At 73.0% G+C, this 20299-nt stretch carries 14 protein-coding genes; 4 read left to right on the top strand and 10 right to left on the bottom strand.

What is annotated here, in order from left to right:
* The first annotated feature begins 55 nt into the window (after positions 1 to 55).
* A complete protein-coding gene (gene hrpB, locus EDD30_RS30270) occupies positions 56 to 2524 on the top strand; it encodes an ATP-dependent helicase HrpB (RefSeq protein WP_394328273.1) in 2469 nt (822 codons plus the stop codon).
* 20 nt (positions 2525 to 2544) lie between these two features.
* Here hrpB and EDD30_RS30265 read toward each other — a convergent pair whose 3' ends face one another.
* From EDD30_RS30265 to EDD30_RS30220, 10 genes are all read right to left on the bottom strand, one after another.
* The gene (locus EDD30_RS30265) at positions 2545 to 4884 is read right to left on the bottom strand and encodes a putative bifunctional diguanylate cyclase/phosphodiesterase (protein WP_123678884.1); all 2340 of its coding nucleotides are present in this window, start codon (positions 4882 to 4884) and stop codon (positions 2545 to 2547) included.
* A 117-nt stretch (positions 4885 to 5001) separates the two neighbouring features.
* Entirely contained in the window at positions 5002 to 5724 is a 723-nt protein-coding gene (locus EDD30_RS30260) for a PP2C family protein-serine/threonine phosphatase (protein WP_071806545.1), read from the bottom strand.
* 94 nt (positions 5725 to 5818) lie between these two features.
* The gene (locus EDD30_RS30255) at positions 5819 to 6841 is read right to left on the bottom strand and encodes a cupin domain-containing protein (protein WP_071806546.1); all 1023 of its coding nucleotides are present in this window, start codon (positions 6839 to 6841) and stop codon (positions 5819 to 5821) included.
* Positions 6838 to 7965, bottom strand: a complete 1128-nt coding sequence (locus EDD30_RS30250) for a transporter substrate-binding domain-containing protein (protein WP_084556545.1) — start codon at positions 7963 to 7965, stop codon at positions 6838 to 6840. The genes EDD30_RS30255 and EDD30_RS30250 overlap by 4 nt, the downstream gene beginning before the upstream one ends.
* 58 nt (positions 7966 to 8023) lie before the next feature.
* On the bottom strand, positions 8024 to 8401 hold the full coding sequence (gene yidD, locus EDD30_RS41605) for a membrane protein insertion efficiency factor YidD (protein ID WP_280526178.1): 378 nt from the start codon (positions 8399 to 8401) through the stop codon (positions 8024 to 8026).
* 436 nt (positions 8402 to 8837) lie between these two features.
* A complete protein-coding gene (treZ, locus tag EDD30_RS30240; protein WP_071807749.1) occupies positions 8838 to 10571 on the bottom strand; it encodes a malto-oligosyltrehalose trehalohydrolase in 1734 nt (577 codons plus the stop codon).
* A 2-nt stretch (positions 10572 to 10573) separates the two neighbouring features.
* Positions 10574 to 12886 carry a malto-oligosyltrehalose synthase gene (gene treY, locus EDD30_RS30235; protein ID WP_071807748.1) on the bottom strand — a complete coding sequence of 771 codons (2313 nt, stop codon included), beginning with the start codon at positions 12884 to 12886 and terminating at the stop codon, positions 10574 to 10576.
* Positions 12886 to 14997 carry a glycogen debranching protein GlgX gene (gene glgX, locus EDD30_RS30230; protein ID WP_071807747.1) on the bottom strand — a complete coding sequence of 704 codons (2112 nt, stop codon included), beginning with the start codon at positions 14995 to 14997 and terminating at the stop codon, positions 12886 to 12888. The genes treY and glgX overlap by 1 nt, the downstream gene beginning before the upstream one ends.
* 197 nt (positions 14998 to 15194) lie before the next feature.
* Positions 15195 to 15461: a UBP-type zinc finger domain-containing protein gene (locus EDD30_RS30225; RefSeq protein ID WP_071807746.1), complete on the bottom strand. Its 267-nt coding sequence runs from the start codon at positions 15459 to 15461 to the stop codon at positions 15195 to 15197.
* Positions 15458 to 17029: a Na+/H+ antiporter gene (locus EDD30_RS30220; protein WP_071807745.1), complete on the bottom strand. Its 1572-nt coding sequence runs from the start codon at positions 17027 to 17029 to the stop codon at positions 15458 to 15460. The genes EDD30_RS30225 and EDD30_RS30220 overlap by 4 nt, the downstream gene beginning before the upstream one ends.
* 79 nt (positions 17030 to 17108) lie before the next feature.
* On the opposite strand from EDD30_RS30220, the gene EDD30_RS30215 reads away from it, so the two are divergent.
* The 3 genes from EDD30_RS30215 to EDD30_RS30205 are packed head-to-tail and all read left to right on the top strand — an operon-like array spanning position 17109 to position 20298.
* On the top strand, positions 17109 to 18119 hold the full coding sequence (locus EDD30_RS30215) for a 3-oxoacyl-ACP synthase III family protein (RefSeq protein WP_071807744.1): 1011 nt from the start codon (positions 17109 to 17111) through the stop codon (positions 18117 to 18119).
* Positions 18116 to 18847 carry a glycosyltransferase family 2 protein gene (locus tag EDD30_RS30210; RefSeq protein WP_071807743.1) on the top strand — a complete coding sequence of 244 codons (732 nt, stop codon included), beginning with the start codon at positions 18116 to 18118 and terminating at the stop codon, positions 18845 to 18847. Before EDD30_RS30215 ends, EDD30_RS30210 begins: the two co-directional genes overlap by 4 nt.
* Complete coding sequence (locus tag EDD30_RS30205; RefSeq protein WP_123678587.1) at positions 18847 to 20298, top strand: class I adenylate-forming enzyme family protein; 1452 nt, start codon at positions 18847 to 18849, stop codon at positions 20296 to 20298. Before EDD30_RS30210 ends, EDD30_RS30205 begins: the two co-directional genes overlap by 1 nt.
* Position 20299 lies beyond the last annotated feature (1 nt).

Genomic DNA, 20299 nt, shown 5'->3' with positions numbered 1-20299 from the left:
CTGATCTATTTACCACGCTGCCCGGCCGGAGCACGGCGTAGGCCAGACTTGTCCGGTGCTGATCGCCGCCGACGCCCTCCCGGATCTCCCCATCCGCGCGGTCCTTCCCGACGTGACCGCGGCCCTCGCGGAAGCCGGCGCGGCGGTCCTCGTGGCACCGCCCGGCACCGGCAAGACGACGGTGGTCCCCCTGGTGCTCGCCGCGGAAGGGACACGGGTGGTGGTCGCCGAGCCGCGGCGGGTGGCGGCGCGGGCGGCGGCCCGGCGGATGGCCGCCCTGCTCGGCGAGAAGGTGGGCGCTCGCGTCGGCTACACCGTGCGGGGCGACCGTCGGGTGTCCGCGAGCACCCGGATCGAGGTGGTGACCACCGGTGTCCTCGTCCGGCGGCTGCACCGCGACCCGGAACTGGCCGGCACCGCCGTGGTGGTGCTCGACGAGTGCCACGAACGGCATCTCGACTCCGACCTGGCTCTCGCCTTTCTCATCGAGGTACGCGCCGCCCTGCGCCCGGACCTGCACCTGCTCGCCACCTCCGCGACCGCCGAGGCGCAGCGCCTGGCCACGATCCTCGGCGACGCACCGGTGGTGACCGCCGCGGCCGCGCTGCATCCGGTCGACGTGCGATGGTGCCCTCCGCCGCAGCCGGTCGACGCCCCGCACGGCCTGCGCGTCGATCCGCGCCTGCTGTCCCACGTGGCGGCGACGGTCCGCCGCGCGCTGGACGAGGGGGACGGCGACGTGCTCGTCTTCCTCCCCGGCGCCCGGGAGATCGCGACAGTCGCGGGAATTCTGCACGGCATCGACGCGGAGATCGTGCCGCTGCACGGCCGGCAGACCGGCACGGCGCAGGACGCCGCCCTGCGGCCGGGCACGTCGCGGCGGGTGGTGCTGGCCACGGCCGTCGCGGAGAGCAGCCTGACGGTCCCCGGCGTCCGCGCGGTCGTGGATGCAGGGATGAGCCGGGTCCCCCGGATGGACCACGCGCGGGGTCTCGGCGCCCTGGTGACCGTGCCGGTGTCACGGGCGGCGGCCACCCAGCGCTCGGGCCGGGCCGGACGCGAGGCCCCCGGCCGGGTGTACCGCTGCTGGTCGCAGGCGCAGCACGACCGGCTCCCGGCGCAGCCGGAGCCGGAGGTCGCCGCCGCCGACCTGACCGGCTTCGCCCTCGACCTGGCCCTGTGGGGGCACCCGGACGGCGACGGTCTGGCCCTGCCGGATGCGCCGCCGCCGGGTGCCTTGCGCTCGGCGATGGGCACGCTGCGCACGCTCGGGGCGACCGGCGCGGACGGCCGGGTGACCGCGCGGGGCCGCCGGCTGGCCGACGCCGGCCTGCATCCGCGCCTCGCCCGGGCGCTGCTCGACGCGGCACCGCTGGTGGGCGCCCGGCGCGCGGCCGAGATCGTGGCGCTGCTCGACGCGGACCGGACCGCGGACGACCTCGTCGCCGCCTGGCGCCGGGCCCGATCCGAACGCGACCCGGCGTGGACCACCGAGGTCCGCCGGCTGAAAGCGGCACTGGACCGGCAGGAAGGCCCGACGGCGGACGAGGCCATGGGGCTCACCGACGATCTCGCGGCCGGGCTCGTCGTCGGCCTCGCCCACCCCGAGCGGGTCGCGCGGGCCCGGGAAGCCGGCTCCCGGGCGTACCTGATGGCCGGCGGGACCGCCGGCGAGCTGCACGGCGGCAGCACGCTGGCGGGGACGACCTGGCTGGCGGTCGCCGACGCGGACCGCGCGCCGGGGGCACGGACGGCGCGCATCCGTAGCGCCGCCCCGCTCGATGAGGCGACGGCCCGCATCGCCGCCGCGACGCTGGCCGCGACGGCCGCGGAGATCGGCTGGGTCAACGGCGACGTGGTCGCGCGGCGGGTGGAGCGGCTCGGCGCGATCGTCCTGGCGGAGCGCCGGATCGAGGACCCGGATCCGGACCTGGTGCGCGCCGCTCTGCACGAGGGGCTGCGCCGCGAGGGGTTGGGGCTGCTCACCTGGTCGCGCGCCGCGACGGAGCTGCGGTCGCGGCTGGCGTTCGCGCACGCGACGCTCGGCGAGCCGTGGCCGGACGTTTCCGAGGCGGCGCTGGCGGAGGCGGACTGGCTCGATCTCGGGCCGGCCCGGCGCCGTGCCGATCTCGCGCGGATCGACGTGGCCGGTGCGCTGCGCCGGTTGCTGCCATGGTCGGTCGCGGGGCGCCTCGACGAGGTCGCGCCGGAGCGCCTGACGGTGCCGAGCGGGTCGGCCGTCCGCGTCGACTACTCGGATCCCGCCGTGCCGGTGCTGGCGGTGAAGCTGCAGGAGACGTTCGGCTGGCAGGACACCCCGAGGGTGGCCGGCGTCCCGGTGGTGCTGCATCTGCTCTCCCCCGCGGGCCGGCCGCTGGCCGTGACGAGCGATCTCGCGTCCTTCTGGGCCAATGCCTATCCGGGTGTACGGGCGGAGATGCGCGGCCGCTACCCCCGCCATCCGTGGCCCGAGGATCCGGCGACCGCCACCCCCACCCGGCGCACCAACCGCCGGGGGCCGTGAGGCACCACCCCTAGGGCGTCCTAGGAGGCTAGGTGTGCGGTGGAGGACGGATCGGGCTGGGCCGGGATCATCGTGGTCAGGCGGTGCGCGGGGCCGGGCTGGCCGAAAAGGTATCCCTGGCCGAGCTCGCAGCCGAGCGCCGCCAGCGCCCGCGCCCGCTCCGGCGTCTCCACGCCCTCGGCGACCACCGACACGCCCAGCTCGGCGCAGATCCGCAGCACCGACCGGCACAGGGCGCCGGCCCGCTCCGGACTGACGTCCACATCGGTCAGGCTGGAGTCGAGCTTGACGATGTCCACGGGCAGCGAGTGGAGCTGTGCCAGCGCGTTGTAGCCGCTGCCGAAGTCGTCGAGGGCCACCCGCACCCCGTACTGCCGCAGGCGGTGCAGCACCTCCACCGCGCGGGGCAGGTCGGGAATGCGGCGGGTCTCGGTGATCTCCACGACCAGGCGGGAGGCGCGTACGGCGTGCCGCTTCACCGCGCGCAGCACCGAGTCCTCGAGCCCGTGCCGGCCCAGCCGGGCCGCCGACACGTTGACGTGCACGTCGATCGGGCGGCCGTACGCGGTGGCCAGCGCCGCCGCCTGGTCGCACGCCCGGTCGAGCACGAAGTCGTCGATCGCCGCGACCAGGCCGGTGCGCTCGGCGACCGTCACGAACACCTCCGGGTCGACCGGGCCCGCGACCGGATCCGTCCAGCGGGCCAGGGCCTCGACGGCCACCACCGCGCCGTCCGAGAAGCGCACGATCGGCTGGTAGTGCACCTCGAAACCGAACTCCGCCGGCGCGCTCACGGCCCGGGCCAGCAGCGCCGGCAGATCCGCGTTGGGGCCGCCGTCGGCACCCGCCGCATAGCGGGCCATGGCGTTCTTGCCGCGGCGCTTGCTGACGTACATCGCCGCGTCGGCCCGGCGCAGCAGGACGTCGGCGGTCAGCTCCTCGTCGGCGCACTCCGGCAGGACCAGGCCGAGGCTGGCGCTGACGCCGAGGGTGTGCCCGTCGATGACGTACGGCTCCCGCAACGCGGTCAGGATCCGGTGCCCGGTCTCCTCGGCCTGGTCTCCCGGGCGTTCCAGCAGCACCGCGAACTCGTCGCCGCCGAGCCGCGCCACCAGGTCGCCCGGCCCCACCGCGGCGGCGAGGCGCTCGGCGATGAGCCGCAGGAGCTTGTCACCCACGGCGTGGCCGAAGCCGTCGTTGATGAGCTTGAAGTCGTCGAGATCGGCGAAGATGAGGGCGACCGGCACCCGCCGGTACCGGTACGCGTCCAGGGCGAGCACCAGCCGTTCGCGGAACAGCGCCCGGTTGGCGAGCCCGGTCAGCGGATCGTGGTAGGCCTGGTGGTGCAGCTCGCGCCGGCCCTCGGAGATCCGCGCCAGCAGCACGGTGTTGTCCACAATGGTGAACATCTGCCGCGCGACCACCAGTCCCAGCACCAGCCAGCCGAGGTACGCCTCGGACGACGTCAACTGGCCGCCGCTGCCGGTGCGGACGGCGAGGAAGACGCCGGTCGCCACGACGGGCACGTACGGCAGGAGCAGGTGCAGCCACTCCCCGTCGCCCCGCTCGGCGACGGCCAGCTCGCCGACTCCCTTGTTGGTCGTGGCGGCGAGGGCCAGCAGCGCGGGGCCGAGCAGCCAGCCGGCCGACTCGAGCGGCGTCATGACCGTGCCGCCGAGATGCAGCAGACGCAGGGTGTCGGAGCAGCCCAGGGCGAGCATGGCGAGCACCAGGAGCCGCAGCGTCACCCGGCCGGGCCGCGACGCCGGGCGGGTGCCGAGCAGCAGCAGCGCCATGACCACCAGGACCAGGTCCGCGACCGGGTATGCCGCGGTGAACCCGGCCGTCCACGGGTCCTGGCCGGCCCGCTCGAGGAACCCGTGGGGCAGGGCCGACCGGATCAGGGCGAGCAGCGATCCGGCGATCAGCACGCTGTCGATGACGAGCACCGTGCGGTCGCGGCGCATCGAGGCCTGCACCGGCCGCGGCAACGCCAGGGAGCCGGCGATCAGGCCCACGAAGATGAGGGCGGGCAGCGCCAGCGGGCCGGCGTCGGCCAGGGTGACGGCCGGCGCCCGATCCGGCTCGAGGACGTCCCACAGGGTCCACCACAGCCGCGCCAACGTCCAGGCGGCGAGGCCGGTGCCGAGGATGAGTCGCCAGTGTGCCCGCGCGCCGGCGTGGTCCCGGGCCGCCACGAAACAGACCACCGCGGCGAATGCGCCGGCGGCGAACTGAGCGGCGTCGGTGAAGAACCGCTGACCGGAGCCGGCGGGGACGGCGTACGTGCCGACGGCCGTCACGGCGGCGACGAGCCCCAGCGTCACGGGCACTCGCGCGGACAGCCGTACCGTCGTCATCACCACCCGCAGAGCCCATGAGGAACGAACCAGTGACGGCCGGTCATCGGCCGCCAGTAAGGTACCGCAGCCCGGTCCACCCGCAAGTAGCCTGCGCCGGGGACCGGCGGGGACGCCTCAGGTGCCGACTGTCAGATCAGCGACAATCACGGTGATGTTGTCCGGGCCACCGCCGTGCAGGGCGAGGTCGAGCAGGCGCTCGGCACAGATCTGCGGCGCGTCGCAGGCCAGCAGCTCGGCCTCGATCCGCTCGGGCGCGACGACGGCGGTGAGGCCGTCGCTGCAGAGCAGCCAGCGGTCGCCCGGCTCCGGCTCCACGATGACGTACGACGGGCTGACCGGCTCACCCTGCAGCGCCTGGGTGACCACCGCGCGCCGCGGGTGGCCGGCCGCCTCCTCGGGCCGGATCAGGCCCTGGTCGACGAGCATCTGCACATAGGTGTGATCCTTGGTGAGCTGGTTGAGCCGGCCGTCGCGCAGCAGGTAGGCGCGGCTGTCGCCGACGTGGGCGAGCGCCGCGCGGTCGCCGGAGAAGATCACGGCGGTCAGCGTGGTGCCCATTCCCTGCAGGGCCGCGTCGCCCGCGACCGCCTCCGCGATCCGCCCGTTCGCCACCTCGAGCGCCTTGTGCAGCGCGTCCATCTGGTGCTCGTTGTCGATGCCGATGTCCAGCGACACCATGGCCTCGACGGCGATACGGCTGGCGACGTCGCCGGCGGCCATCCCACCCATGCCGTCGGCGACGACCAGGAGCCGGTCACCGGCGTAGTAGCAGTCCTGATTGCTGCTTCGCACGTGGCCTTTGTCGGTGACGGCCGCCCACCGCAGGTGCAAGGTCATGGCGTGCAGCCTGCCAGGTCCGGTCCAGCCTGTCTGCACGCGGTCGGCGGCGCGCCGGGACAAGCGTCCGCGAACTGCGGAAAAAGGCACACCGTCACGGATCGAGCGGCCGGCCCAGACACCGGGGATCGACGTCGGCGACCGGCCGGGTGGGCGCGACCCATTCCAGCGCCGACTCGTCCACCGCCCAGCCGCGGACGGTGATCCGGCTGGGCTGGGTGCGTACCGGCTCGGGGCACAGTGTCTTGGACCGGACCTGGTCGTTGGGGACGAAGACGACGTCGCCGCCGCGGCTCAGGATCGTGGTCGCGGTGTCGTCGACGGTGATGAGCTGGCCGCGGAGCACCCGCATCGCCTCGTTGCCGTTGCGGACCTCGACGGCGCTGTTGGGCAGCACGGGGGCGCGCAGGAAGACGACGCCGATCACGAACGGGGCGACCAGCGCCGCGCCGACCGCGGGCCAGTGGGTGGCGAGCCGGGCGGCACGCGCCGGCACCGGCCCGGTCAGCAGCCAGCCGAGCAGCGGCGGCGCGAGCAGCAGGACGGCCGTACCCGTGTCGCCTGCGGCCAGGGCCGCCCGGATGCCGGGCCGCAGCCAGAGCAGCTCCAACCCGCCGAGCGCGAGCGGGATGACCAGAGTGACCACCACGAGCATCCGGCGCTCGTCGGGGTGACGATGCACGGCCGTGAGCCCGAGAATCGAGACCACGAGCATGAGCAGCATGGGGAGCATGCGCATCTGCCAGGTGAAGCCGGCAAGCACCGCGGCGAGCAGCACCACCCAGTCGGGCATGCGCAACGCGGTGAGCGCGATCAGCGAGCGGCGGCCGGCGTCCTCCGAGTCCGGGGTGCTGACCAGTAGGATGCCGCCGAGCATCCGGAGCACGAGCACCACCGCCGGCACGGCCCAGATCAACGTGATCACCAGGGCGCTGATCATGCCCAGCGGGCTGATGTACTGCACCAGCAGCAGCATTGTGGGCAGATCCTGCCGGCTCAGGTACCAGAGCCGGAGCACGAGCAGGACCAGCGGGAACGCCGGCAGCGCGGTGAACAGCCAGTTGAGCTGGGCGCTGCTGCGGCGGCGCGGACGGTCGATCGTGCGCACCACGGTCACGGGGTGACCTCCTCCCACGGCAGCTCACGCACGTCGGGGCGGCGGGCGAGCGGCTGCTGGGCACGGGCCAGCGGGACGGGTGCGCCGCCGGGCTCGACGTTGGCGCGTACCTCGGTGGCGATGTTGTTCTGGAAGGCCTGCTCCCACCGGGCGTCCTTCGGGTCGGCGTAGGAGCGGTAGAGGCTGAGGTCGACCAGGTCCAGCAGCGCCTTGTTGTCGCCGACGCTGACGCCCCAGGCCTCGGTCTTGTCGTCGCCCAGGTCCCAGTGGTCGTACCGGCCGGGGTCGCGCGTCTTGAAGCCGCCCAGGATGGCGGCGTCGGTGCTGACCGCGCCGACGGCGCCCTTCGCCAGTTCGGTGAAGCATTCCGACACCCGGTTGCGTCGGACGAGCTGGGCACCGGACGCTCTCGCGGTGATCGCGCTCGTCGACGCGGACAGGGTGCAGACCTTCTTGTCCTTGAACTCTTCGAGGCTGGCGACCTTGTCGTGACCGCGCAGGGTGATGACCGACTGCTCGGTGTGCAGGTAGGACGCCGAGAACATGACGTTGGGCATGGCCTCGCGCTCGGCCGTGATGCTGTAGCTCGCGATCACCATCTTCACCGGCACCGGGTTGCCCTGCGGGTCCGTGGCCTCCATGCGGGCCCGGTCCTCGCTCTCGATGCCGTAGAAGCGCACGTCGTCGCGGCGGAAGCCCAGATCCTCGGCGATCATGTACGCGATGTCGATGTCGAACCCGCTCCAGGCGCCCTGCGGGTCGCGGTAGGCGACGCCCGGCTGGTCGTCCTTGACGCCGATGGGCAGCGTGCGCCACTCGTCGACGCCCGCCGCCCGGCGCAGGTCCTCCACCGACGGCGGGCCCATGTGGAACAGTCGCACCCAGGCGAAACCGAGCACCAGGGCGATGACCACGCCGAGGGCCGCCAGCCGCCACGGTGCCAGCGAGGCACCCCAGCCGCGGACCACGGCGTCGGGCCGGGTGAAGGTGCGCTGCAGCCCGCTCAGCGCCCGCTCGGCACGGCGTTGCCGGGGGCCGGTCCCGTGCCGGGGAGCGCCGCGTTGCCGCGGCGGCCGGCGTACCACGATCTTGCGGACCGGCGTCCGGCCCCGCTCGCCGTCCATGGTCGACACCCTGCACTCCCGTCCCCCGTCGCGGAGGGACCATCGTGCCGGACGAAGGTCACGGAACGGGGTCGGCGGTACCGTACGAGACCCCCGGCCGGCAGCGACGCAGGCGCTCGGCCGTGAGCCGCAGGCCGCGGCGGGTGCCGTGACGCTGCACCGCCTCGAGTCCGTAGGCGCTGCAGGTGGGCGTGAAACGGCAGCGGGTGGGCAGCCGCGGGGACACCCGGCGGTAGCCACGGATCGCGGCCGTCACCGCGAGGTCGGTGCCTGAGACCCGGGTCCCGCGCTCGCCGCCGAACCGGGAGAAGGCCAGCAGAGTCGTACTCAGCAGGCTGAAGTCGCAACCCGGGATGTCACAGACATCGCAGTCGCAGTCGCCGCAGTCGCCGAAATGCTTCTTGCGCCGCTTGCGACGCCGCTTGAACCCCCACATGGTGACCATGGTGGCGCACCGCCGCGACCCGGCGGGGATTCGCCGCGGAAATGCCTCGTGATCGGCGGTTCGGTTGCCGAGCGGTTGCGCCGCCAGAGCTATCCGGTCAGGCGACCGCGTCGCTACGCCCATCGAGAGAGCATTGATGACTGATTTCGCCGGACTTGTCCCTTTCCGTGGGGAACGACCCCGCAGCTCAGCCGCCGTCAAGCGGGTGGTCGCCGCGGCCCTTTGCCCCTGATCTCCGTGCCGGGCTGCTGGACACCGGCACCTACCGCCTGAGGAGCCCCTGAAGCTGCCGCCGAACGTGAACCTGCGGGGCCGGCGCGGTCGGCACGGGCGCCATGTCGCTGACCTCCAGCGTGGTCGCCTCCTCGTAGTCCGCGGCCGCGAACAGCGAAGTCCCCGGGAGCCGGTCGGTTCCCGGGGACTCTTGCTAGCGGGCGAACACCACCACGGCGGTCTCCGGCGGCAGTTCCACCCGGTCCCGCTGGAGCACCACCCCGGGCTCGGTCGCGAGCAGCACCTTGCTGGGCACCGAGCGCAGGCTCACCGTCTGCGGCACCGGCGCCAGGTTGGCCGCCACGATGCACCGGCCGCGGCATATCACCACGTACTGGTCGCCGTGCCAGACGTCGACGCGGTCGAGTCGCGGGTCCGTCAGGTCGGCGTGCCGGCGACGCAGCGCGATGAGGCGCTTGTGCAGGTCGAAGATTTCCTGATGGCCCGGCTTGTCACGCTCCGACCAGTCGAGCTTGGAGCGCTCGAAGGTGGCCGGGTCCTGCGGGTCCGGCACGTCGGCCTCGGCCCATCCGTGCGCGCCGAACTCGCGCCGCCGGCCCGTCTGCACGGCCGCCGCGAGCTCCGGCTCCGGATGGCTGGTGAAGAACTGCCACGGGTTGCTCGCCGCCCACTCCTCGCCCATGAACAGCATGGGCGTGAACGGCGAGGTCAGCAGCAGGGTCGCGCCCACCTTCAGCAGCCCCGGCGACAGGAGCGCCGAGAGCCGGTCGCCGACCGCGCGGTTGCCGATCTGGTCATGGTTCTGCAGGTACGCGACGAAGCGGTGCCCCGGCGTCCGGGCCCGGTCGATCGCCCGGCCGTGGTGGCGCCGGCGGAAGCTCGACCACGTGTTCGCATGGAAGAACGCCCCGGTCAGCACCGTCTCCAGGCACTCGAGCGAGCCGAAGTCGCCGTAGTAGCCCTGCCGCTCCCCGGTGAGCAGCGTGTGCAGGGCGTGGTGCACGTCGTCGTCCCACTGCGCATGCAACCCGTGGCCACCCGCCTCCCGCGGCGTGATCAGGGTGGGGTCGTTGAGGTCGGACTCGGCGATCAGCGACAGCGGGCGGCGCAGGTGCACCGAGAGGCTCTCCACCTCGGCCGCCATCTGTTCGAGCAGGTGGATCGCGTTGTGGTCGACGAGCGCATGCACGGCGTCCAGCCGCAGGCCGTCGATGTGGTAGTCGCGCAGCCAGGCCAGCACGCTGTCGATGACGTAGCGGCGGACCTCGTCGGACAGCGGGCCGTCGAGGTTCACCGAGGCGCCCCACGGGTTGCTGCCCGACGCGCTCAGGTACGGCGCGAACATGGGCGCGTACGCGCCGCTGGGCCCGAAGTGGTTGTAGACGACGTCCAGCACCACGCCCAGTCCCTTGGCATGCGCCGCGTCGACGAAGCGCTTCAGCCCGTCCGGGCCGCCGTACGCCTCGTGCGGGGCGTACCAGCAGACGCCGTCGTAGCCCCAGTTGTACTCCCCGTTGAAGGCGTTGACGGGCAGCAGCTCCACCAGGTCGACGCCGAGCTCGACCAGGTGGTCCAGCCGCTCGACGGCGGCGTCGAACGTGCCCTCGGGAGTGAAGGTGCCGACGTGCAGTTCATAGAGGACGGAGCCCGGAAGCTGACGTCCGGTCCAGGCGCCGTCCGTCCAGGGGAAGGCCGCGTGGTCGTACACCCGGCTGGGACCGTGCACGCCCTCAGGCTGCCATCTGGACCGCGGGTCGGGAAGCGGGCTGTCGTGATCCGGCAAAAGGTACGCGTAGTCGGTGCCGGGGCCGGCGTCGGGCACCTCGAGGCGCCACCACCCGTCCTCGCCGCGTTCCATCTCGCGGTCGGTACCGCCGAGCCGCAACCTGACCGACTTCTCCGGAACCCACACCTCGAACAGGGCCATGGTCACTCTTTCACCAGCAGGGCGACGGGGTACGTGTGCAGCAGGTCGGCCACGGACAGACGACTGCCGCCGTAGCTGGTGCAGGTGAAGGCTTCCGTCCAGGTGTGGCCGTCGAGTGACAACGTGGTGTCGTGCCAGCCGCCGTGGCGTGACAATCCCACCGGCATGCGGGTGGCGACCACGACCACCCCGCCGCGGTCGAAGGCGAGCACGTGCTCGGCGACGCGGCCCTCGGCGTACACGGGCCGGTATCCGGTGAACAGCTCCGGGCGCTGCCGGCGCAGACGCAGCGTACGGCTGGTGACCAGCAGCTTGGCCGCGCCGCCGGCGTCGATCGGCGGCTGCCAGCCGTCGTCGAGGCGGGCGAGCAGCTCGCGGCGCAGGCCGAAGTCGACCGGCCGCCGGTTGTCGGGGTCGACCAGGGAGTGGTCCCACAGCTCCGTGCCCTGGTAGACGTCGGGGACGCCGGGCATGGTGAGCTGCACGAGCTTCTGGCCGAGCGAGTTCGACCAGCCGGGTGCGGTGATCGACCGGGCGAAGCCGTCGACCTCGCCGTGCAGGGCCGGGTCGTCGTAGATCCGGTCCACCATGGCCCGCAGCGCGGCCTCGAACTCCTCGTCCTGCCGGGTCCAGCTCGTGCCGACGCCGCCCTCGCGGGCCGCCTTCAACGCGTACGCCTGCAGCCGCTCCCGTTCGATCGGCCAGGCACCGACCGCGGCCTGCCAGATCAGATGGGCGAGTGCGGGGTCCGGCAGCGGCGCGACGCGCACCCAGCGGCGAACCACCTCGGTCCAGTCGCCGGGCACCTCGGACAGGACGGCGAGCCGGGCCCGGACGTCCTCGCTGCGCTTGGTGTCGTGGGTGGAGAGCGTGGTCATGCCGTCCGGCCAGCGCCGCTGCCGCTCGTCGGCGAAGTCGTGGAACTCGTCGGGGCTCACCCCGAACTTCGCCGGGTCGTTGCCCACCTCGTTACGGGCGGTGAAGCGGGTCCAGCGGTAGAACGCGGTGTCCTCGACGCCCTTGGCCATCACGGCGCCGGTGTACTGCTGGAAGCGCAGCGCCAGCTCGTCGGCGGGGTTGCGCAGGCGGGCGGTGAGCCGCTCCAGGGCAGGGATCAGGCCCGGACGCCGGCGGCCCGCCTCGGCACGCGCCCTGGCCAGATGCCGAGTGCCGAACGGCACGTACGAGCGGTAGACCGGGAAGCAGGCGGCCAGCTCGGCGAGCGCCGCGGACGCGCCCTCGATCTCCGGCACGAGCCGGGACATCCGGGCGAGCTCGGCGGCGAGCTGGGTCGTGGCGATATGGTGCTTGGTCTGGTGGACGAGGTCCTGCCAGCTCGTCTCGCCGCCGGTGAGGTGGTGGTCGAGAGTGTCGAAGAATGCCTCGGTGGCCGGGTCGACGAACACGCCGCAGACCTCGGACAGCGCGTCGTAGCCGGTGGTGCCGGCGACCGGCCAGTCCGGCAGCTCCTCTCCCGGCTCGAGGATCTTCTCGACCACGAGCCAGGCGTCCGGCGCCGCCTCGTGCAGGCGCCGCAGGTACTCGCCGGGATCGCGCAGGCCGTCGGGGTGGTCGACCCGGATGCCCTGCACCGCGCCCTCGGCGTACCAGCGCAGGATCTCGCGGTGGGTGGCGTCGAAGACCTCCGGGTCCTCGACGCGCAGCCCGGCGAGGTCCACGATGGCGAAGAAGCGCCGGTAGTTGAGCTCGGCGTCGCCTCGCGTCCAGTCGACCAGCTCGTAGTGCTGCCGGTCGTGCACCTCCCGGGCGGTGCCCTCGCCCGTGCCCTCGGCGATCGGGAACCGCTTGTCGAAGTAGTGCAGCTCACCGCCTGCGACGCGCAGGTCGTCCAGCGCGGCGGGATCGTCGGCCAGCACCGGGATCAGCAGCCGGCCCCGCGACCAGTCGATGTCGAACCATTTCGCGTACGGCGACCGCTCTCCGTTGCGCAGCACGTCCCACCAGGCCGGGTTGGCGGCGGCGACGGCCACCCCGGCGTGGTTGGGCACGATGTCGACGACCAGGCCCAGCCCGGCCGCATCCAGCGCCGCCCGCAGCGCCAGGCGGCCCTGCTCGCCACCCAGGTCCGGGCTGACCCGGGCGTGGTCCACGACGTCGTAGCCGTGCTCGGAGCCGGGACCGGCGGTGAGGATCGGCGCCGTGTAGAGATGGCTCACGCCGAGGTCGGCCAGGTAGTCGGCGAGTTCCGCGGTGCTCTTGAAACCGAAGTCGGGTCGGATCTGGACGCGGTAGGTACCGGATGGGCGGCCTTCAGTCCGGTCGTGGGCGGCGGCGGGTTGCTCGGATGGGGCCATTAAACCGTCCTGTCCAAGACGATGAGCGAGCGGTCCGGAACGAGGATCGTGGTGCCCGCCTCGACCACGTTCGGGCGGTCGGGCGACGGTTCGGCCGTCTCGATGACCTTCTCCCACTTCTCGCCGTACTCGGCGGGCGGGGTGGCGAACTCGATCGGCGCGTCGTGGGCGTTGAAGAACAGCAGGAACGAGCTGTCGACGTGGCGCTGGCCGTACTGGCCGCGTTCGCGGATGCCCTCGCCGTTGACGAACAGGGCGACCGCGCGGCCGAAGTCGTTGCCCCAGTCGTCGCCCGCCATCTGGCGCCCGTCCGGGGTGAACCACTCCAGGTCCGGCAGCGGGTCGCCGCCGCCACGGGCGGTGACCGGCAGCCCGGTGAAGAACCGGCGCCGCTGGAAGACCTGGTGGCGGTGCCGGAACGCGGTCAGCTTGCGGGTGAACTCGAGCAGGGTCTCGTCGGCCTTGTCCCAGTCGATCCAGCTCAGCTCGTTGTCCTGGCAGTACGCGTTGTTGTTGCCCTGCTGGGTGCGACCGAGCTCGTCGCCGTGCGAGATCATCGGCACGCCCTGGCTCAGCATCAGCGTGGCGAGGAAGTTGCGCCGCTGCTTGGCGCGCAGCGCGAGCACCGTCTCGTCGTCGGACGGGCCCTCGGTGCCGCAGTTCCAGGAGCGGTTGTGGCTCTCGCCGTCGCGGTTCTCCTCGCCGTTGGCCTCGTTGTGCTTGTCGTTGTAGGAGACCAGGTCGTTGAGCGTGAAGCCGTCGTGCGCGGTGACGAAATTGATCGAGTGGAACGGCTTGCGGCCGTCGTCCTGGTAGAGGTCGGCCGAGCCGGTGATCCGGCTGGCGAACTCGGCCAGGGTGGCCGGCTCACCGCGCCAGAAGTCGCGCACGGTGTCGCGGTACTTGCCGTTCCACTCCGTCCAGTTCGGCGGGAAGTTGCCGACCTGGTAGCCGCCCGGGCCGACGTCCCACGGCTCGGCGATGAGCTTCACCTGGCCGACCACCGGGTCCTGCTGCACGACCTCGAAGAAGGTGGAGAGGCGGTCGACGTCGTAGAACTCCCGGGCCAGGGTGGACGCGAGGTCGAAGCGGAAGCCGTCGACGTGCATTTCGGTCACCCAGTAACGCAGCGAGTCCATGATGAGTTGGAGGCTCTGCGGGCTGCGCACGTTGAGGCTGTTACCCGTACCCGTGTAATCCATGTAGAAGTTCGGCTGGTCGTCCACAAGCCGGTAGTAGGTCCGGTTGTCGATGCCCTTGAGACTCATGGTCGGGCCTAGATGGTTGCCCTCGGCCGTGTGGTTGTAGACGACGTCGAGGATGACCTCCATGCCGGCCGCGTGCAGCGCCTTGACCATCCCCCGGAACTCCTGGGTCTGCTGGCCGAGCGAGCCCATCGCCGAATACCCGTGGTACGGCGCGAAGAAGCCCAGGGTGTTGTATCCCCAGTAGTTGCGCAGGCCCAGGTCGTCGAGGCGGTTGTCGTGCACGAACTGGTGCACCGGCATCAGTTCGAGCGCGGTCACGCCCAGTTTGGCGAGGTGCTCGATGATCGCCGGGTGGCCGATCGCCGCGTACGTGCCGCGCATGTCCTTGGGCACGTCGGGATGGCGCTCGGTGAGGCCCTTCACGTGCGCCTCGTAGATCACCGAGTGGTGGTACGGGATGTCCGGCCGCCGGTCGTTGCCCCAGTCGAAGTAAGGGTTGACGACCACGCCCTTGGCCATGTGCGACGCCGAGTCGAGGTCGGACATCTGATCCGGGTTGTCGAAGTCGTACGCGTACAGGCTCGGATGCCAGTCGATGTCCGAGTCCACCGCCCGTGCGTACGGGTCGAGCAGCAGCTTGTGCGGATTGCACCGCAGCCCCCGCGAGGGGTCGTACGGCCCGTACACCCGATAGCCGTACCGCTGCCCCGGCTCCACGCCCGGCAGGTAGGCGTGCCACACGAAGGCGTCCTGCTCGTGCAACTGGACCTTGCGCTCGTTCCCCGACGCGTCGAACAGACATAGCTCCACGGCTTCGGCTACTTCCGAGAAGATCGCGAAGTTGGTGCCCGTCCCGTCGTACGTCGCCCCCAGTGGATACCGGTGCCCCGGCCACACCTGCATGTGCTGCTCCCACCCTCGACCGTCGGTGCCCGCGGCCGCGAGGGGCCTCGCCGCGGGCGGGGCACGAATGCCCAACCGGGGCGCGGTTCAATCCTCTACGGCCGGTCAGCGGTCATTCTCACCGATGTGGCGGGTGACGTCTGCGCGACTGTCCGGTTGCCCTCAGATACTTCGCCGCGCGGGCACGGCACGCCGGATCAGGCGCCCAGCACCTCGTCGACGAAGCACCACCGCCACGTCTCGCCCGGCTCGTACGAGCGCATCACCGGATGCCCGGTCCGCTCGTGGTGGCGCGACATGTGCCGCCGCGGTGAGGAGTCACAGCAGGCCACGTAGCCGCACTCCAGGCAGAGCCGCAGGTGGACCCAGTCGTCGAAGCCGGCGGGCACGCACTCCGGGCAGCCGGCCGCGTAGGGCGACGCCGGCATCGCGTCGCCGGCGTCCTCGAGATGCTGGCAGGTCAATCGTCACTCCGGGTCAACTGGGACTCTTCCAGGTCGAGCTCGCGTTGGGCGCGGTTGAGCACCTCCTCGGAGATCCGCCCCTCATTGCGGGCGATCTTGAAGACGTGCCGCTCGGCAGAGATCATCTCGCGTCGCAGCCGGCCGTACGCCGCCGAGGGGGTCTCCTGCTCCTGGCTGCCGAGCCGCTCCCAGGCGACGTTGGCCCGGCTGTCGGTGAGCGCGCGCAGCCGCTCCACCACCGAGGCGGGTGCCCCGTCGGCGTGCTCCTCCAGCCGCTCGCGGGCCGCCCGGCTCGCCGCGTGCTGGACGCTGGCCTCGGCGAGCGCGTCCTCGGCGGCGGCGTCCTCGTGCACGCCGAGCCGCCGGGCCAGCACCGGCAGCGTGGTGCCCTGGACCAGCAGGGTCAGCACGATGGTCGCGAAGGCCACGAAGACGAACAGGTCGCGCGGGTATCCGCCGGGGACCTCGCCGCTCTCCGGCAGGGTCAGCACCGCGGCGAGCGTGACGACGCCGCGCATGCCGGCCCAGGCGACGACGGCGGGCACGGCCGGCGGCGGACGGTCCTCGCGGGCCCGGATCCGCGGGACGAGGCGGGCCAGATAGGTGGCCGGGTACATCCACACGAAACGCGCCGCCACCAAAGTCAGGAACACCAGCACGGTCACCCGGGCGGTGGTCGCCGCGCCGGTCTCCAGGTGGCCGATCAGGTCACGGAGCTGCAGTCCGACCAGGAGGAAGACGACTCCCTCGAGCAGGAAGGTGATCAGCCGCCAGACCGCGTCCATCTGCAGCCGCGACGTCGGCGACAACAGGTACGGGATCCGGTGCCCGAGGTAGAGCCCGGCCACCACGACCGCGACCACGCTCGACGAGTGCACCTCCTCGGCGACGATCACCACGACGAACGGGGTGAGCAGCGAGACGGCGTCGTCGAGCAGCGGGTCGACGATCCGGCGGTGCAGCCAGGCCGCGCCCACCGCGGCGATGAGGCCGAGCAGCAGGCCGCCGCCGGCCTTCAGCGCGACCTCGCCGGCGATCTCCGCGAACCCGACCGCCGAGCCGAGCAACGCCGCGGCCGCGATCCGGACCATGACGAGGGCGGTGGCGTCGTTGAGCAGGCTCTCGCCCTCGAGGATGACCACGACCCGCCGGGGTAGGCCGATGCGGCGGGCGATCGCCGTCGCCGACACCGCGTCGGGCGGGGCGACCACGGCGCCCAGGGCGACGCAGGCCGCCAGGGGTACCTCGGGCAGCAGGGCGTGCAGCACGAACCCGGTGATGAAGGCGGTGAAGACGACCAGCCCGACGGCGAGCAGCAAAATGGGGCGAAGCGCCCGGCGGAAGGCGACGAGGTTGGTCTGCAGCGCCGCCACGTAGAGCAGCGGCGGCAGGATGCCGATCAGCACCAGCTCCGGCTCGACCCGGATCTCCGGGACGCCGGGCACGAAGGACAGGCACAGACCGGCCACCAGCAGCACGAGCGGCGCGATGAAGCCGAGCCGCCGGGCCAGGGCCGCGCCGAGCACGCAGATCGCCACGATCACGACCGTGTCGACGATGGGTTGCATGTCGCGAAGCTTATGGCCTAGAGAAATTGAGCCGTTCTACTCACGCACCGCCGCCCGCCGATGATGAAGGCTGGCGCCCATGACCTCGATCGTCGCCCGCGTGGGCATCACCGCGGTGGCCAGCGCCCTGCCCGAGCGGGAGGTGACCACCGCCGACCTGCAACAGCAGGTCGCCGCGGCGAGTGGCCTGCCGCTGCCGGCCGGGATGTTCGCGCAGGCCACCGGCATCGACCGGCGCCGGGTCGCCGCCGCCGACGAGTACGCCTCCGACCTGGCGGTCCGCGCCGGCCGGCGGGTCCTGGCCCAGGCCGGGCTGGACGCGCTCGACGTCGACCTGCTGCTGTTCGCGTCCGCCACCCGGGACATGGTGGAGCCGGCGACGGCGCACGTGGTGCAGGCGGCGCTGGGCAGCCGGGCGCACGCCCTGGACGTCACCAACGCCTGCAACAGCTTCCTCAACGGCATCGACCTGGCCCGCTCGATGATCCTCGCAGGCCGGGCGGGGCGGGCCCTGGTCGTCACCGGGGAGACCCCCACCCGCGCCATGCGGCCGGCGGTGGACGGCATGGCGCAGGCGCGGACGGCGTTCGCCGGCTACACCTTCGGCGACGCGGGCGCGGCCGTGCTGGTCGAGCCGGTGGAGGCCGGCGGCATCGTGGACGTCGACAGTGAGACCCACTCCGAGCACTGGCCGGTCGGCGGCATCTTCGGCGGCGGCTCGCGGCATCCGCGCGGCGACGAGCACACCTACTTCACCGGCGACGGGCACAGATTGCGGGGCATCTTCGAAAAGATCGGGACCGGGTTGCTCGAGCGGGTCGCGTACCGCACCGGCCTCGGCTGGGACGACTACGCCAAGGTGCTGGTGCACCAGGTGACCATGCCCTATCTGCAGCGTTTCGTCGAGGTGGCCGGGGTGCCGGCCGACAAGCTCGAGGTCACCGTGGCCGAGCTGGGCAACATGGCCAGCGCCACGCTGGGCGTGCAGCTCGCCCGGGTCCACCACCGGCTGCGCCCCGGCGACCGGGTGCTCCTCGTCGGCCTCGGCGGCGGCGTGAGCCTGATGACCATGGTCTGGGAAGTGTCATGACGGACCTGTGGGTCATTGTGCCGGCGTACGACGAAGCGGCGCGGATCCGGCAGACACTCGACGCGCTGGCGGCGCAGACCGACACGGACTTCGAGCTGCTCGTGGTGGACAACGGTTCCACCGACGGCACCGCGGAGATCGCGCGGGGCTTCCGGGCGCCCTTTCCCGTCCATGTGCTGGTCGAGCCCGAGAAGGGCGTCGGCTGCGCGGTGGACACCGGCTTCCGGCACGCCATCGCGCGGGGCGCCACCCTGCTCGCCCGTACGGACGCGGACTGCCTGCCGCGGCCGGGGTGGCTGGCGGCGGCGCGAGCCACGTTGACCGGCGGCGCCGGACTGGCCTGCGGCCGGATCACCGCACGGCGCGACGAGCACGGGCCGCTCGGCCGGGCGGTGTTCCGCGGCCTCGTGGCGCTCGCCGCCCTCTTCGGGCGGCTGCGCCCGGCGCACCGGGCGAAGGGCTACCTGGCGCCCTACCGGATGCACGCGGGCAACAACATGGCGATCACGGCGGAGCTCTACCTGGCGTGCGGCGGCATGCCCCGTCGTCCCTCCCCCACCGACCGCACGTTCCTCAACCGGGTACGCCGCACCACCCCGGCGATCCGGCACAGCCGGGCGATGGTCGTGGAGAACTCGACGCGGCGGCTGAGCGCGTACGGGATCGTCCGCACGGCCCGGTGGTATCTCGACCGCGGCAGCGGCCCGCTCACGGTGGACCCCCGCTGATGCTCGGCGATCTGATCGCGGGCCTGCGCGACGACGATCCCCGCCCGGCCCTGCTCGGCTGCGGGGGCACCGGCCGAGCGGTGGTGCGCGCCACCCGCGGCGACCTGAGCCGGCTGACCGGCGGCTACGCGGCCGCCCTGCACGCACGGGGGCTGACCGCCGGCGACACGGTGGGCGTCGCCGTACGACCCGGGCCGCACTCGCTCGCCGTCCTGCTGGCGGCGTACCACCTGGGCCTGCGGGTCGCCGTGCTGGATCCGACCGCGGGCCCGGACGTGCTCCTGGCCCGGCTGGCCCGGGCCGAGCCGAGGCTGGTCCTCGCCGACGCGGCGGCGCAGGCCGTCGCGGGCTGGGCCGCGCCGCTGGCCCGCCGCGCCCGGCTCGCCCTGCCCGAGCTCTCCGCCCTGGCACCGGTCGTCACCATCGGGCGGCGGCTGCCGGGCGGCGCGGCGGCGTTGGCGCCGGCGGCCGGGCCGGTCCCGCGCGGCTTCGACGGCGATGGCGACGCGGTGGTGGTCTTCACGTCGGGCACGACCAGCCGGCCGCGGGCCGTGGTGCACACCCGGGCCGGCCTGAGCGCGGGCCTCCGTACCGTGCACGACCTGGTCCGCGCGCAACCGGACCGGCCGGTGCTGGGCGGCACGTTCTTCGTCCTCGTCCCCGCGCTGACGGCGGGGGCACCGGTCGCGCTGCCGGCCCGCCGCCCGGGCCGGCTGGTGCGGCAGGCGGCCCGCTTGGCACCCCAGGCGACCTATCTGACGCCGCCGCAGGTACGCGCCGCGCTCGCCGCCGGCATCCGGTTCACCGGGCGGGTCTACAGCGGCTCCGCCCCGGTCAGCGCGGAGCTGCTCGCGCGGGTTCGGAAGGCGGGTGCGGACGAGGCCTGGGGCGTGTACGCGCTCACCGAGATCTTTCCCGCCGCGGCCGTGGAAGCCACCGAGAAGGCCGCGTTCGCCGGCGCCGGCGACCTGGTCGGCGCGCTGGTGCCCGGCGTGCGCGCCCGCACCGACGAGCGGGGCCAGCTCCAGCTCGCCGGGTCGAACGCCGCGCACCGCTACCTCGGCGAAGCGCCGCAGGAGTGGATCTCCACCGGCGACGTCGGCCGGGTGGAGAGCGCCCGGGTAGTGCTCGGCGGCCGCTGCAAGGACATGATCCTGCGCGGCGCCGAGAACATCTATCCCGGACTTTACGAGCCCGCGCTGCACGTACCCGGCGTCGAGCTGGCGGTGATCGTGGGCGTGCCGCACGGCGACGGCGACGAGCGGGTGGTCGCGGTGGTGCAGCCCGCAGCCGGCGTTCCCGCCGACACGGTGCGGGCGGCCCTGCGCGCCCCACTCCAGCGGATGGGCTCGGCCCGCCCCGACGCGGTGGTGCTCGCCCAGGTCCCCCTTTCCGGCCGGTCCCGCAAGCCGGACCGGGCCGCGGCGGCACGCCTGGCGGCGCTCTCATGAG

This window comes from Couchioplanes caeruleus, assembly GCF_003751945.1.
Lineage (GTDB): Bacteria > Actinomycetota > Actinomycetes > Mycobacteriales > Micromonosporaceae > Actinoplanes > Actinoplanes caeruleus.
This window is presented reverse-complemented; position numbering and strand designations above follow the sequence as displayed.

What these genes read in the sequence shown, in the direction of transcription:
- EDD30_RS30210 (WP_071807743.1), top strand. Translation starts at nt 18,116, where the DNA reads ATGACGGACCTGTGGGTCATTGTGCCGGCGTACGACGAAGCGGCGCGG.
- EDD30_RS30260 (WP_071806545.1), bottom strand. Translation starts at nt 5,724, where the DNA reads ATGACCTTGCACCTGCGGTGGGCGGCCGTCACCGACAAAGGCCACGTG.
- EDD30_RS30250 (WP_084556545.1), bottom strand. Translation starts at nt 7,965, where the DNA reads ATGGACGGCGAGCGGGGCCGGACGCCGGTCCGCAAGATCGTGGTACGC.
- EDD30_RS30215 (WP_071807744.1), top strand. Translation starts at nt 17,109, where the DNA reads ATGACCTCGATCGTCGCCCGCGTGGGCATCACCGCGGTGGCCAGCGCC.
- EDD30_RS30265 (WP_123678884.1), bottom strand. Translation starts at nt 4,884, where the DNA reads ATGACGACGGTACGGCTGTCCGCGCGAGTGCCCGTGACGCTGGGGCTC.
- EDD30_RS30205 (WP_123678587.1), top strand. Translation starts at nt 18,847, where the DNA reads ATGCTCGGCGATCTGATCGCGGGCCTGCGCGACGACGATCCCCGCCCG.
- yidD (WP_280526178.1), bottom strand. Translation starts at nt 8,401, where the DNA reads ATGTGGGGGTTCAAGCGGCGTCGCAAGCGGCGCAAGAAGCATTTCGGC.
- treY (WP_071807748.1), bottom strand. Translation starts at nt 12,886, where the DNA reads ATGGCCCCATCCGAGCAACCCGCCGCCGCCCACGACCGGACTGAAGGC.
- treZ (WP_071807749.1), bottom strand. Translation starts at nt 10,571, where the DNA reads ATGGCCCTGTTCGAGGTGTGGGTTCCGGAGAAGTCGGTCAGGTTGCGG.
- glgX (WP_071807747.1), bottom strand. Translation starts at nt 14,997, where the DNA reads ATGCAGGTGTGGCCGGGGCACCGGTATCCACTGGGGGCGACGTACGAC.
- EDD30_RS30220 (WP_071807745.1), bottom strand. Translation starts at nt 17,029, where the DNA reads ATGCAACCCATCGTCGACACGGTCGTGATCGTGGCGATCTGCGTGCTC.